We start from the raw sequence: 13994 nt of genomic DNA, 5'->3' as shown, positions 1-13994 counted from the left end.
ACCGCATCGGTGCCCTAGCCCTCCAGCGTGAGCGCGAACAGGTCGGCCCGGGTGTGGCCGCCCTGGCTCGAACCGCCGAAGGTCAGCGATGCCAGGTGCTTGCCCGGATCGAGCGGCAGCGCCTGCGAGTAGATCTTCGTCACGGCGTCCTGGAGCTGCCCCGCGTGGTAGCGGTGGCTCGTCGCCGCCGCGGTGGTGCCCGCGCCGGTCATCCAGTCCTGGGCACTGAGCCGCAGGTCCCGCGTCGTGCCGTCGGTGTAGGTGGCCGTGACCGTGATGTCGGCCGGGCCGTAGGACGCCGACGCCAGCACGTGCAGCCCGCTGTACGCGCCGTCCGGTACGGCGACCTTCTGCCCTGCCGTGACCAGCGCGTTGGCGGCCGACCCCGCACCGGACGGGAAGGTGTACGGGACGTCCCCGACCGTGACCGGCCCGGCGGCGGGGAGCTCCTGGCCGGCGTAGGCGTAGCCGTCGCCGAAGTCGCCGGCGGTCGGAGCGTCGGGCGAGGCGATCACATCATCGGTGTACGGCAGGCTCACCCGCGTCATCGGCCCGGTGACGTGCAGCACCGAAGCGGCGGTGAACGTCTCGGACCCGCCCGTGGCGGTCGCCGCGAGCTTGTGGTCGCCGCTCGCGGTCCCGGCGGGCACCGGGACGTCCACGGTGACCGACGTCCGGCCGTGCGCCGCGAGCGACGGGTACGAGCGGACGATCGGCGCGCCGCCGAACGGGTTGGTGATGCTGAGCGTTCCGCCCGGCGCGGACCGGTCGCCGCGGTTCGCCAGGTCCACCGTCACGTGGCTGGTCTCACCCGGGTGGGCGGACGTCGCCGACGGTGTCACCCCGAGCAGCGTGGCCCGGGACGCGTCGTAGCCCTTGGCGGCGATCCGGAACGTGTACGCCGACTCGGCCTTCACAGCCGACTGCGGCGGCATCGTGACCGCCAGACGGCCTTGCGCGTCCTTGGTCCAGGCCAGCGGCTTGTCGTAGCCGAGTAGCCGGACCTCGTCCCCGGCCTTCACCGGTACGGGCGCGGTCAGGTTCAGGCTGCTTCCGGGCCATTGGAGCGCGGTCGCATAGAACGCGTTCGGCTGCGTGGCGAACCGCACCGGGACGTTCGATCCGCTGTCCTCCGCCTGCGTCCAGTACCGCGACCCGTAGACCGCCTCGCCGTTGGTCGCCAGCCAGGAGCCGAGCGACTTGAGGCGGTCGGCCTGGGGGTCGGGGATCGTCCCGTCCGCCTTCGGGCCGACGTCCAGCAGCAGGTTGCCGTTCTTGCTGACGATGTCGACGAAGCTGGTGACGAGCTGGTCGGCCGTCAGGTAGTCGGCCGCCGTCTCCTGGGCGTTGTAGCCGTAGGACATCCCGATGCCGCGGCTCGCCTCCCATTTGGCGGTCTTGATGTCCTTCTCCACGCTGTACTCCGGCGTGGTGAAGTCGTAGGACTTGTTGCCGCAGCGGTTGTCCACCGCGACTTCCTTGGGATTCACGCGGTTCTTGGCCTGGTTGTAGTAGTCGGCCATGAACCGGTCGGCGTTGTTCACGCCGCCGATGTCGCACCAGATGACGTCCGGGTCGTACTTCTTCACCACCTCCGTCATCTGCGGGTACTGGTAGTCCATGACGTAGTCCTTCACCGGCCTGTCGCCGGTGTACGGGACGGGCTCGCCGGTGAACGGGTTCTTCGGCGCACCGCGTCCGAACCAGCCGCCCCACTGCACCGGCTCGGACGGGTTGTACCACTCCGGCATGGAGTAGTAGATGCCCTTCTTGAGGCCGTAGCCGCCCTTGTCGTCCGCGTCCACCAGGTCCTTCACGATGTCGCGGTGCGGGCCGTACTTCACGGTCGTGCGGTCGGTGTAGGCGGAGTCCCAGAGCGCGATGCCGTCATGGTGCTTGGCGACGAGCGTCCAGTACTTCGCGCCGCCCGCCTTGAACAGCTTCATCCAGTCGTCCGGGTTCCACTTCTCGGCCTTCCACTGATTCAGGAAGTCGTCGTAGGAGACGTCCTTGCCGTAGTTGGCGAGGTGGTACTTCTGGGTGGCGCTGTCCTTCCGGTTCATCTCGGACCAGTACCACTCGGCGTACTTGCTGCCGCTGCCGTCCTTCGGCGCGAACGCCGGGACCGAGTACGCGCCCCAGGTGATGAAGATGCCGAGCTTGGCATCCTCGAACCATTCCGGGACCTTGTGCTTGGCCAGGGACTCGGGCGTCGGGGTGTAATCGGGTTCGCCCAGGCTCCGGTGATGACCCTTGTGTCCCCGGCCGTGGCCGTTGCCCCGGCCGTTGTCGCCGCCGTTGCCCTGCGCGACCGCCGGGGTCGCGCAGACCGCCGTCACCAGCGTGCCGGTGGCGAGCGCCGCGATCACCGAGCGCGGCCGGCTCCGTGCCGCGCTCCTTGCCGTACGCCTTGCCTTGCTCCTTGCCATTGCGGACTCCTCCAGGTGGGGGGTGGGTGGGAGAGGAGAGATCAGAGGACGCGGAAGCGCTCCCAGACGTCGCGGAGCGAGTCACCGTCCAGCAGCGCGGACAGGACGCGGTCCTCGGTACCGGCGCGCCGCGACGCCAGGCCGGTCACCTCGGCCTCGCGGTCGGCGGGGACGCGGACGACGCCGTCGTCGTCGGCGACGACCAGGTCACCGGGGACGATCCGGACACCGCCGCACGTCACCGGCTCCTGGACGGCGACGACCCGCTGCCGGGCGCGGTAGTCCACCGGCAGGGCGCCGCGCGAGAACACCGGCAGGTCCAGCGCGAGGACGCGGTCGTGGTCGCGGGTGAAGCCGTCGCAGACGACGCCCGCCGCGCCGTGGCCGCGCGCGGCGGCGGTGAACAGCTCGCCCCACAGCGCCGACCGGTCGCTGCCGTCCGCCGCGACCACGACCAGCTCGCCGGGCCGGATCCCGTCGATGAAATCGATCATGTCGTCGTACGGGTCGTCGCCTGCGGACTCCGCCGGGCCGAACCGGACCGTCCGGGCCCGGCCCGCCGCGCGGAACCCCGGCCGCAGCGGCCGGATCGGCGCGCGGACGACCTGCTCGCGCAGGCCCGCCGCGTCCAGCGAGTCGGACGTCTGCGCGGTGCTGAAACCGAGCCGCCCGGCAGGCGACGGCGCCTCAGCAGGCGAGGGCTCAGCGGATGACATGGCCGCCTCCCGGACGGAACGGGAACTTCTGCTCGATCTCCGGGGTGAGCGCGACGCCCAGGCCCGGTCCGGACGGCGGCAGCAGGAAGGAGCCGTCCCGGCGCGGCGGCTCGACGCACAGCGCCTCGCGCAGCGGGTTCGGCAGCGTGCACAGCTCGGCCAGCTCGACACCCTCGGTGGCGAACACCGCGTGCAGGCTCGCCATCAGGTTCACGCCGGACGACCAGATGTGCGGGACGCAGGCCAGGCCCGCCTCGCGCGCCAGCCGCGCGATCCGCTGGAACTCGACCGGGCCGCCGACCATGCCGACGTCGGGCTGGAGCACGTCCGCGCCGTCCGCCTCGACCAGCCGCTCGAACTCCTGCCGCGTCGAGTAGCTCTCCACCCCCGACACCGGGACGTCCAGCGCGGACCGGACGGAGGTGTAGCCGGCGACGTCCTCGGCCCGGCAAGGCTCCTCGTACCAGCGCGGGCCGTAGCGCTCCAGGTGCCGCCCGACCCGGAGGACGTCCTGGTGGGGCCACGGCCGCCCGGCGCAGCCCTGCACGGCGTCCAGCACGAACCGCGTCTCCGGGCGCAGCGCGGCGAGCACCTTGTCGACCAGGCCGATCGTCCGGTCCGGGCCGGTCATCGCGCGGAACTTCACGGTGCCGAAGCCGTCCGCCTCCATGGCCCGGGCCCAGGCGACGACCTGGTCCTCGTCCACGCCCAGGCCGCCGCTCGCGTACACCTCGACGCGGTCCCGGCGCAGCCCCCCGAGCAGCTCGTAGGCCGGGACGCCCAGCGCCTTGCCCATCGCGTCGAACGCGGCGACCTCGACCGCCGCGACCGCGCCGGCGGCGATCCCGCCGCGGGCCCAGAACGCGGTGCGGTCCCGCAGCGCGTCGCCGACCTCGCGCGGGTGCCCGAACTCCAGCCCCTCCGCGTACGGCCGCAGCGCCGCGACCAGCCCCGGCAGCGCGGCGGCGGCCATGATGCCCTGCGCCGCCTCGCCGACGCCGGTCACCCCGTCCGCCGTGGTGATCTCCACCAGCGCGGCGTCCCAGGTCTCGATCCGGCCGCCGACCCATTCCAGGGGCGGGTCCCCGGGGGCGGCGCTCAGCGGAACGGCCCGCAGGCCGACGATCCTCATGCCCTCACTCCTTCGCATCGCACGGCGTCACCGTACGGCGCGAAACGGCCGGACTCAAGAGATTCGTCAGACCAATTGTGGGAACATGGGTCTACAGGGCGAGAGACTGAGGGCTTGGAGGGAGATTGGTCTGACTAATCCACGGGCACCGGGGCGTGCCGGACGAAGGCCTCGACCGAGGCGATGTGCGAGGCGGCGACCGCGGCGGCGCGGGACGGGTCGCGGTCGTGCAGCGCCTCGTAGATCGCCTCGTGCTCGTGCAGGCTCTGCCCGAACACGCCGCGCTCCAGCCGCCCGCGCTTCACCCGCGCGCGCAGCGTCCGGCTGCCGAGCGCGGTGCAGAACGCGGCGAGCACCGCGTTGCCCGACGCCCGCACCATGATCTCGTGGAACCGCAGGTCGGCGGCTATCGCCTCGTCCAGGTCGCCGTCCCCGGTGTGCGGGTCGTGCCGCATCACCTCCAGGCAGCGGGCCAGCTCGGCCAGCTCGACGGCGGTGATCCGGCTCGCCGCCTGCGCGGCGGCCGCGGCCTCCAGCACCCGGCGGACGGCCAGCAGCTCCAGCGCCGTGGCGTCCGGCGACAGCTCGACCAGCGTGGCCACCGCGTCCAGCAGCAGGTGCGGCGCGAGGCTGGTCACGTACGTGCCGTCCCCCTGCCGGGCCTCCAGCACGCCGACCAGGGTGAGGGCGCGGATCGCCTCGCGCAGCGAGCTGCGCGACACGCCGAGCCGCACCACCAGCTCGCGCTCGGTGGGCAGGCGCTCGCCGGGCGCGAACTCGCCGCGGGCGATCATCGCCTTGATGCGTTCGATGGTGTCCTCGGTGACCGAGGTCCGGGCAGGTGCGACCACCCTGGCGATCCTACGAGCCTCCGCGCCCCACCCGGCCCCAGAGGTCCCGCAACACCCCTACTTCGGCCGTGTGGTGGATGAACTCGTCCAGCACGTGCAGCACGACGTTGATCGCCGGACTTTCCGCATAGGCGAAGAACGCGGGCCCGGCGGGCCGCCACCAGTCGTCGGCGCCCAGCCCGTCCAGGGGCTGCCGCCAGAAGCGGTGGTAGGCGTCCTCCAGGAAGGCGACGCCCCCGTCCGCGGTGCCGTGGAACTCCACGTCGTCGAGCGTGATGTTGCGGCCGTTGAACAGGCGCTCGCCGAAGTCCACGAAGGTCAGGCCGATATGGCCCATCCGCCACGCGATCGTCGGGACCGGGACGGGGTCGGGCGCGGGGCCGCCGCCGCCCTCGCCGTCGATGAGCCAGCGCCCGGACGCGTCGGGCCGCAGCGTCCAGCCGTCCGGCACGGGCTCCCACAGGTACTCGTCGTCGGTGAGGCCGGAGAGCCGGTCGCGGGTGCGCTGCCAGGCCTGGTCGAAGAGAGCGGTGATCGATTCAGGTGCGGAAGGCATACGCCATCCTGGTCCGGGCGGACGGGCCCAGGCATCCGGTTTTCCGAAACGCTGCCATGGGGTCCCGGCGGACGGCCCGGCCGATTTCGGGCATGCGGAGATGACCTCGTTGTGCGGGCGTGCTTCACCTGGGAAACGGATGGGGAGGTGCGCCGGTTCAATCGGGTCCGCTGCTGGTCAGCGGGCTGGCCGGGGCGGCTCCGCGGTCCCAGCATTCGGGGACAGGTCTTTCCCCGGACGGCTGGGAGGTTCGGTCGTGCGCAATTACAGCAGTTACGCGACGGAGTTCATCGGGACGTTCTTCCTCGTCCTCACGATCGGCTGCACCGTGCTCGCCAAGGCGCCCATGGCACCGCTCGCGATCGGCGCGGAGCTGATGGTGATGATCTTCGCGGGCGGCCACATCTCGGGCGCCCACTACAACCCCGCGGTCACGCTCGCGGTGTTCCTGCGCGGAAAGATCGGCGCGGTGGACGCCGCCGCCTACGCGGTCGTCCAGGTCGTAGGCGGGATCCTCGGCGCGCTGACCGCCAAGTACCTGGTGAACCCCGGGCACGTGGCGGCGCTGTCGCCGTCCGGACGGGCGATCGGCGTCGCGCTGGTCGCCGAGGGCCTGTTCACCTTCGCGCTCGCCTACGTCGTGCTGAACGTCGCGACCAGCCGGGACCAGGCGGGCAACGGGTTCTTCGGCCTGGCGATCGGGTTCACCGTCGCGGCCGGGGCGTTCGCGGTCGGCGGCCTGTCCGGCGGCGCGTTCAACCCCGCGGTCGCGGTCGCCGCCGCGTCCGGCGGGCTGTTCGCCTGGTCCAAGATCTGGATCTGGCTGCTCGCCGACCTCGCCGGGGCGGCCGTCGCCGCCGCGGTGTTCCTGCTGCTCAACCCCGAGGACCGGGCCGTCGCCGAGCCGGCCGAGGCGAGCCGCGAGGCCGTCGGCCCGGCCGAGCCCGCCGCGACGTGACCCAGCGGTCCGCAGCCACCGGAAAGGGCACCATGGTCCGCATCGCCAGGGACATCGTCGAGCGCTCCGGCGTCGACGTGCCCGCCCTGATCGCCGCCCTCACCGACGCCGCCCGCGCCGAGCTGAGCGACTTCTACCGGTACGGGGTGCTCGCCGCGCACCCGCTCGCCGGGATCGACGGCCCGCTGCGGGAGATCCTCCAGGACGTCCGGACCGAGGACCGGCACCACTTCGACGCGCTCGCCGCCCGGATCTGCGAGCTGGAGGGGCGGCTGCCGGACGACCTGTTCGGGTTCGTCCGGCCCGCGCCGCCCCCGGCCGTCCTGGACCCGCTCGCCGAGCTGCTGGCCGCCGAGCGGCGCGCCGTCGAGACCTACAGCAGGCTGTGCGAGCGGACCGCCGGGCGCGACCACCGCACGCACGACCTGGTCCGCGCCATCCTCAACGAGAAGCTGGAGCACCGCGCCTGGTTCGCCGAGTACGCGGGCGCCGAGGGGGCCGCGCCGCCCCGGTTCCGCCCCGGCTTCCGGGGCCGGTCGCCCTACCTCCCCAAGACCCGCCCCGACGCCCCGGCCTGACCGCACGCCCGGGCGGACCGGTCTGACGCCCGGCCGGACGAGGCGGCCGGTCTCCGGTCGGTGGGGCGGGCCGACCGGGGGCCGGTCAGCCGACCAGGTCGTGTCGGGCGGCGTGGACGGCGAGCTGGACGCGGTTCTGGCAGCCGGTCTTGGTGAGCAGGCTCGCCAGGTGCGTCTTGACCGTGGTGACGCCGAGGTGCAGCCGCGCCGCGATCTCGGCGTTCGCCAGGCCCTCGGCCACCAGCGCCAGCACCTCGCGCTCGCGGCCGGTGAGGTCGGGCGCGGGCGCCTCGGGACCGGACGTCCGGGCGTCGCGGGCGGCGACGGCCTGCTCGACGAGGCGGCGCAGGGCGCGCGGGCTGAACGGGGTGTCGCCCGCCGCGGCGCGCCGGACCGCGTCCAGCAGCTGCGCGGGCTCGACGTCCTTGGCGAGGAACCCGCGCGCGCCCGCCGCGAGCGCCGGGTAGAGGTGGTCGTCGTCGTCGAACGTGGTCAGGACGACCACGACCGTGGCCGGCCGGTCGCGCAGGATCCGCTCGGTCGCGGCGGTGCCGTTCAGCATCGGCATCCGCAGGTCCATCAGGATCAGGTCCGGCGCGAGCCGCTCGGCCAGCCGCACCGCCTCGTGCCCGTCCGCCGCCTCGCCGACCACCTCGATGTCCGGCGCGGACTCGCACAGCATCCGCAGCCCCGACCGGACGAGATGCTGGTCGTCCACGATCATCAACCGGATCACGCCACCCCTCCCGCCCTCGCTCTCGGTCACGCTCGCCGTCCCGCTCGCCGTCCCGCTCGCCGTCCCGCTCGGACTCGTCGGCGCGGTCACGCGGCCGGTCCCGGGAGGAGGGCGGCGAGCCGCCAGCCGTCGCCGGACGGTCCGACCGCCAGCGTCCCGCCCGCCAGCTCGACGCGCTCGCGCATCCCCGGCAGGCCGTGCCCGGCCCCCGCCGCGGACGCGCCGCCGGGCAGGTCGTTCGCCAGCTCCACCCGCACCCGTCCCTGCTCGTCGGCCGCGACCTCCAACCGGACGGCCGCGCCCGGCCCGGCATGCTTGACCACGTTCGTCATCCCCTCCTGGACGAGCCGCAGGACGGTCAGGGCCCGCACCGCATCGAGCCGGGTCAGGTCCGCGCCGACCGACGCGTCCACCTTCAGGCCCGCGCGCTCGGCCCGGTCGACCATCCCGGCGAGCGCTGCGGGCAGGTCGCCCGGATCGGTCATCAGAGCGCCGAGATCCCGGCCGGGATCGGAGCGCAGCGCCGCGAGCAGCCGCCGCAGATCCGCGAGCGCCGTCGTGGCGCTGCCGTGCACATCGTCCAGCACCGCCCCGACACGCATGTCCGTGCCCGCCGACGGCTCCGGGACGTCCTTGGCCGCCTCGCCGAAGACGTGACGCGCGACGCCGACGCGCAGGACGATCGAGGCCATGTGGTGGGCCACGATGTCGTGCAGCTCGCGGGCGATGGCCGTGCGCTCGGCCATCCGAGTGGCCTCCTCGGCCAGTTCCCGCCGCCGCTCGGCCTCCTCCGCGCGCTCGCGCGCCGCCCGCGCCTCGTTCTCCACCGACCGCAGGTAGGCGGCCAGCAGGACGGGCAGGGCCAGCATCACCGTGCCCTTGTAGGCGAGGGACGCGATGTCCTGCGGCGCCTCGCCGGCCCACATCGCCGTGTATCCGGCGGCGAGGGCCGTGAGCGCGAGCGCGGCGGACCGTCCGTCCCGGCGCAGCGTCACCTCGAACACGGCGATGCTCGCGCCGACCTTCTCCACGACCGGCGTCCCGGACCCGTAGCGCGCGGCGAGCACCAGCAGGACGGGCTGGACGAACGCCGCCGCGAGCGGCCAGCGCGAAGCCGCGAGCAGCACCCCGAGGGACGCGGCCGCGATCGTGCAGTCCATCAGGGCGTGCGGATGCCCCGGCCCGCGCATCAGCAGCAGGTAGCCGATCGCGCAGGCCACCACCAGCAGCCGCGCCACCCGCGCCCGTCCCCAGCTTCCACCCACGGAATGAGCGTAAACGGGACGGACCACCCGAACGCTCCTCCGCCCGGACGACCCGCCCTCCTCCACCCGGCCGCGCCCCCACCCCACCCGGCCGCCCCGCCCAGACCGATAGGCCGCCGCGCTCGGGCCGGTAGGCCGCCGCGCGTGGCCGAGTGGCCTTGCGGCGCGGGCCGATCGGGCGGCGGTTCGGGCCGTTCGGGCGAGGCGCGAATCACCGGCCGGTCGGGACGCTGGCGGCCATGACTGACAAGACGTTGTTCGCCGCGCTGGGCCGGTTCGCGGCCCGGCGGCGGCGCTGGATCGCGGTCGCGGCCGTGGCGTTCTCGGTGTTCGCCGGGGTCTGGGGGACCGGCGCGTTCGGATCGCTGACCGGCGGCGCAGGGTTCGACGATCCCGGGAGCGAGTCGGTGGCGGCCGATCACGTCCTCGCCGGCCCTCTCGGACGCCACGCGCCCGACGTGGTCGTCCTCTACGACACCGGGCCGCGCAGCGTGGACGATGAGCCCGCCGCGAGCGCGATCCGCAAGGCCGTGGACTCCGTGCCGCGCGCAGGCATCGCCGACCTGCGCACCTACTGGTCCACCGGCGATCCGGCCTTCGTGTCCCGCGACCGGCGCGCCACCTACGTGACCGTCCGTTTCACCGCGACCAAGGACGACGAGCGCGTGGCGGCGCTGAAGCGGATCGAGCCGAGCTTCGCCGCTCCAGGCGCCAAGGTACGGTTCGGCGGGGTCACGGCGATGACCGAGCAGGTCAACGCACGGGCCCAGCGGGACGTCGCGCGCGCCGAGACGGTCTCGATGCCGCTGCTGCTGGTGCTGCTCGTGCTGGTGTTCGGCAGCCTGGTCGCCGCGTCGCTGCCGCTCGCGGTCGGCGGCCTGGTCATGCTCGGCTCGTTCACCGTGCTCCGGGTGACGATGATGTTCACCGACGTGACCCGGTCCGCGATCAACGTGATCACCATCCTCGGGCTGGGCCTGGCGATCGACTACGGCCTGCTGATGGTGAGCCGGTTCCGGGACGAGCTGGCCGCCGGCGATCCCGGCGACATCGACGGCGCCGTCGCCCGGACGGTCGCCTCGGCAGGCCGGACGATCGCGGTGTCCGGCCTGCTCGTCGCGGTCTCGTTCGCGGGGCTCACGGTGTTCCCGTCCCGGTTCCTCAGCTCGATGGGGTTCGCGGGCGCGGCCGTCGTCGCGTTCGCCGTCGCCGGTTCGCTGACGGTCCTGCCCGCTCTGCTGCGCTTCGCCGGGCATCGGGTGAACGCGCTGCGCGTCCCGCTGCCCCGCCTCGGACGCCGGCAGCGCGGCGACCGCTGGTACCGGGCAGCGCACGCCGTCATGCGCAGGCCGCTGCTCAGCACGGTCGGCCTGGTCGCCGTGCTGCTGGCGCTCGGCGCGCCGTTCCTCGGCGTGAACTGGGCGCGTCCGGGCGACTGGGTGCTGCCGACCGGCGCGGACGCCCGCGTCGTCACCCGCGAGCTGGGCGACCGCTTCACCGCCGACCCTGCCAAGCAGATCACAGCCGTCGTCGAAGGCAGCACCACGAAAGCCGCCCTGGACTCCTACGCCCGCCAGCTCGCAGGCATCGAAGGGGTGAAGGGCGCGACCGTCACCGGCACGCACGGCGATCAGGCGCGGATCAGCCTCGGCTACTCGTTCGACCCGATGTCCCGGCAGGCCGTCCGGACCGTCCATGACCTGCGTGCGACGCCGTCCCCGCCGGGCACGCGCGCGCTGTTCACCGGCATGCCCGCGTCCCGGGTCGACATCGTCCACATGATCGGCGAGCGGGTGCCGTGGATGCTGGCGTTCGTGGCGCTGGTGACCTTCCTGGTGCTGTTCGGGGCGTTCGGCTCGGTCGTCCTGCCCGTCAAGGCGATGCTGCTGAACCTGCTGTCGCTGTCGGCGGCGTTCGGCGCGATCAAGCTGGTCTTCCAGGACGGATGGCTCTCCGGCGTCTTCGGCTTCACCCCGATCGGCGCGGTGGACGCCAACTTCCCGGTGCTGATCGTCGCGATCGCGTTCGGCCTGGCCGTGGACTACGAGGTGTTCCTGCTCGCCCGGATCCGGGAGGAGCGGGCGCGCGCCGCCGACCCGGCCGAGGCGATCGCGCTGGCCGTCCGCCGGACCTCGACGGTGATCACCAGCGCGGCGCTGCTGATGATCGTGGTGGTGGCCGGGTTCGTCGCGTCCCGGCTGGTGTTCATGCAGGTCATCGGGGTCGGGCTGATCCTGGCGGTGCTCGTGGACGCGACCGTGGTGCGCGGCCTGCTCGTCCCGGCGGCTATGCGGCTGCTGGGGGAGTGGGCGTGGTGGTCGCCAGGGCGGCGCTCGCCGCGTGCAGCAGCGCCGCCGGCCGTCCCGGAGAGTCCGCACGCCCGGACGTGAGGACGGTCCCGGACGCGTCGGTCAGCACCGCGAAGGGCGGCAGCGGCAAGCCGTTCGCGTCGAACACGTCCGGGTCGACGACCACATCGACGTTCGAGGGGAGGCCGTCGCGGCGCAGCGCGGAGGTCTCCCCGGACGGGCTCACCACGACGACCCGGACGTGCTCGGCGGCCTCGGCGAAGGCGGGCAGCGCGTCCAGGCACGTCCCGCAGGTCGGCGCGACCAGCGCGAACAGCGTCGTCTCGCCGGGCGCCGCGGCCTCGCCGCCCAGGACGAACCGGTCCCCGGCACGCGGCCCGCGCGGAGCGGCAGCGCCGCCCGAACCCCGCACCGGCACCGGCCCGGGCCGAAGCACGAGCCCCAAACCGCCGATGACCAGCAAGTACACTCCCGCCAGCGGCAAGCCTGCCAGCGGCGAACCGGACGCGAACGCCGCCATCACCGAGAGGGCGAGCATCGCGCCCGCGCGAGCCAGGCTCAGCGGTCCGACCAGGGTCGTCCGCCCGGGACGTCCGAAACAGCCGCAATCGACCCGCAGCCCGCGCCGCAGCACCGAGACCTGCGCGACCAGCAACCCGGCGAACAGCGCCCCGGACAGCCCGGCCCCGGCCCGGCGCGTCCACGGCAGGACGAGCAGCAGCACCACGGCGATCTCGGCGGCGATCACCGTCCAGGCAACGGTCGAGCTCAGCCGCGCGGGCACGACCCGGTAGCCGGAGACGGCCCGCGCGAAACCGCGCGGATCGCGGAGCTTGCCGAACGCCGCCGCCGCGAGCACGGCGACCAGCGTCGGCACGGCCGACCCGAGAACGATCGCGCCCATCCACGTCCCCTCCCGGCCGCGCCGCGTCGAAGGGGCAATGCTAAGCCAGCCGTGCTCAACCGACCACGTAACGGGACGCACTTCACGTCACTCCGGGGCCACCGTCCTTGGCAGCCGGTGACAAGCATTCGGCGGGACGGGTCCGTAATCTCCTGAACGCTGGACCGGTACAGCGAGGAGGAGCCGATGCGGGCACGCGAGATCCGGGCGCTGGGAGACCTCGCCGGAGCGGGGCTCGGCGGCGTCGCCGCGCGGATCCAGGACCTCCACGAAGGCATCGCCGACCGGGTGTTCAGCGAGGTCGGACCGGCGTCCGCGCCCGTCCGCGCGGCGCACGACGGCATCGCGGGTGCGGTCTACGCGTCCGTCGCGGCGGCCCTCACCGCAGGTGGACGCGCCGCCGGAGCCATCGCCGCGACCCGCGCCGAGGACGACGGCGGCTCGGTCGACGAGGCGCCCCGCGGACGCGTCGCGCAGGCAATCCTCAACGCCTGGTGCGGCGACGAGCTGGACCGGTCCGGAAGCCCACTCGCGCTCGTGATGACCATTCGCGCCGACGGCGAGGCCGTCCCGCTGGAGCCGGACGCCATGGCCGAGGCCCACCCGGACGCCACCGGCCGCGTCGCGGTGTTCCTGCATGGCCTGAGCGAGACCGAGGGCGCCTGGTCCTACAAGTCGTCCGCGCATTACGGACGGCCCGGAGTCACCTTCGGCCGCCGCCTGCGCGACGACCTCTTCTACACGCCCGTCTACGTCCGGTACAACACCGGCCTGCGCGTCCACGACAACGGCATCCGCCTGGACGAGCTGCTTACCGAACTGACCGAGCTGTGGCCCGTCCCGGTCGAGGAACTGCTGCTCGTCGGGCACTCCATGGGCGGCCTGGTCATCCGCAGCGCGCTCGCCCAGTCCGAAGCCGACTGGCCGACGCTCGTCCGCGACACTGTCACGCTCGGCAGCCCGCACCTCGGCGCGCCGCTCGAACGCGGCGCCGAGTACGCCGCCCGCACGCTCGGCCGCTGGCGCGAGACGCGCGCCGTCGCCGCGGTCATCGACGCGCGCAGCGGCGGCATCAAGGACCTGCGGCGCGGCACGCTGCTCGCGGGCGGCCACCGGCCCGTCCCGCTGCACGAGGGCGCGCGGCACTTCGTCGTCCTCGCGACCGTCGCGCCGCGCACCGAGTCGCTGCTGGCCGACCTGCTCGGGGACGGCCTGGTGCGCCCCGACAGCGCGTGCGGGGACACCGGCGACGACGGCCGGATGGCCTTCCCCGACGAGCACGTCCGCCGCCTGCCGCGGCTGCACCACTTCGACCTGCTCAACCACCCGCAGGTCTACGACTGCCTGCTCGACTGGCTGTCCGACCGCGAGCAGGCCGAACCGGCCTAGGGCCTGTTTCGAAGTGGCCTCGGCCATGCGCGCGAACGCGTGACCAGCGCGGTGCCGCGACGCCGGAGGCGAGCGGCACCGCGCTGATCGCGAAGCGATGCCGCGTTCGCCCAGGCGCGGTCACGGAGCGAGCCGCTAGGCGAGCGCAGTGGGCCGTGACTTGAAACACAG

At 73.7% G+C, this 13994-nt stretch carries 12 protein-coding genes; 4 read left to right on the top strand and 8 right to left on the bottom strand.

The annotated features are described in order from the left end of the window. Positions 1 to 14: 14 nt before the first annotated feature. From FHU30_RS21925 to FHU30_RS21905, 5 genes are all read right to left on the bottom strand, one after another. Entirely contained in the window at positions 15 to 2429 is a 2415-nt protein-coding gene (locus tag FHU30_RS21925; protein WP_253878412.1) for an alpha-L-fucosidase, read from the bottom strand. A gap of 41 nt (positions 2430 to 2470) precedes the next feature. Continuing rightward, positions 2471 to 3145: an RraA family protein gene (locus FHU30_RS21920; RefSeq protein ID WP_253878411.1), complete on the bottom strand. Its 675-nt coding sequence runs from the start codon at positions 3143 to 3145 to the stop codon at positions 2471 to 2473. After that, positions 3132 to 4277: a mandelate racemase/muconate lactonizing enzyme family protein gene (locus FHU30_RS21915; protein WP_253878410.1), complete on the bottom strand. Its 1146-nt coding sequence runs from the start codon at positions 4275 to 4277 to the stop codon at positions 3132 to 3134. The genes FHU30_RS21920 and FHU30_RS21915 overlap by 14 nt, the downstream gene beginning before the upstream one ends. A gap of 134 nt (positions 4278 to 4411) precedes the next feature. Next, positions 4412 to 5128, bottom strand: coding sequence for a FadR/GntR family transcriptional regulator (locus FHU30_RS47165; RefSeq protein WP_253878409.1), 717 nt, complete (start codon positions 5126 to 5128; stop codon positions 4412 to 4414). A 10-nt stretch (positions 5129 to 5138) separates the two neighbouring features. Continuing rightward, complete coding sequence (locus FHU30_RS21905; protein WP_253878408.1) at positions 5139 to 5684, bottom strand: DinB family protein; 546 nt, start codon at positions 5682 to 5684, stop codon at positions 5139 to 5141. Between the two features lie 256 nt (positions 5685 to 5940). Between FHU30_RS21905 and FHU30_RS21900 the strand changes: the two genes are divergently transcribed. Both FHU30_RS21900 and FHU30_RS21895 read left to right on the top strand, forming a co-directional pair. Next, positions 5941 to 6642, top strand: a complete 702-nt coding sequence (locus FHU30_RS21900; RefSeq protein ID WP_253878407.1) for an aquaporin — start codon at positions 5941 to 5943, stop codon at positions 6640 to 6642. After that, positions 6639 to 7220, top strand: a complete 582-nt coding sequence (locus FHU30_RS21895; protein WP_253878406.1) for a ferritin-like domain-containing protein — start codon at positions 6639 to 6641, stop codon at positions 7218 to 7220. The genes FHU30_RS21900 and FHU30_RS21895 overlap by 4 nt, the downstream gene beginning before the upstream one ends. Positions 7221 to 7305: 85 nt before the next feature. Here the strand turns inward: FHU30_RS21895 and FHU30_RS21890 are convergent, their stop codons facing one another. Together FHU30_RS21890 and FHU30_RS47160 are read right to left on the bottom strand one after the other, a co-directional pair. After that, on the bottom strand, positions 7306 to 8046 hold the full coding sequence (locus FHU30_RS21890; RefSeq protein WP_253878405.1) for a response regulator: 741 nt from the start codon (positions 8044 to 8046) through the stop codon (positions 7306 to 7308). Further along, complete coding sequence (locus FHU30_RS47160; protein ID WP_253878404.1) at positions 8043 to 9221, bottom strand: sensor histidine kinase; 1179 nt, start codon at positions 9219 to 9221, stop codon at positions 8043 to 8045. The genes FHU30_RS21890 and FHU30_RS47160 overlap by 4 nt, the downstream gene beginning before the upstream one ends. A 239-nt stretch (positions 9222 to 9460) precedes the next feature. Between FHU30_RS47160 and FHU30_RS21880 the strand changes: the two genes are divergently transcribed. Next, positions 9461 to 11611 carry an MMPL family transporter gene (locus tag FHU30_RS21880; RefSeq protein ID WP_253878403.1) on the top strand — a complete coding sequence of 717 codons (2151 nt, stop codon included), beginning with the start codon at positions 9461 to 9463 and terminating at the stop codon, positions 11609 to 11611. Here the strand turns inward: FHU30_RS21880 and FHU30_RS21875 are convergent. Further along, positions 11508 to 12434, bottom strand: coding sequence for a MauE/DoxX family redox-associated membrane protein (locus tag FHU30_RS21875; protein ID WP_253878402.1), 927 nt, complete (start codon positions 12432 to 12434; stop codon positions 11508 to 11510). The two genes, FHU30_RS21880 and FHU30_RS21875, sit on opposite strands and share 104 nt — an antisense overlap. A gap of 186 nt (positions 12435 to 12620) precedes the next feature. Between FHU30_RS21875 and FHU30_RS21870 the strand changes: the two genes are divergently transcribed. Then, positions 12621 to 13823, top strand: a complete 1203-nt coding sequence (locus FHU30_RS21870; protein WP_253878401.1) for an esterase/lipase family protein — start codon at positions 12621 to 12623, stop codon at positions 13821 to 13823. Positions 13824 to 13994: the final 171 nt, after the last annotated feature.

The organism is Actinomadura rupiterrae, assembly GCF_024172125.1.
Taxonomy (GTDB): Bacteria; Actinomycetota; Actinomycetes; order Streptosporangiales; family Streptosporangiaceae; genus Spirillospora; species Spirillospora rupiterrae.
Note: the sequence above shows the minus strand (reverse complement) of the source record. Positions and strands in the feature narration are given on the sequence as shown.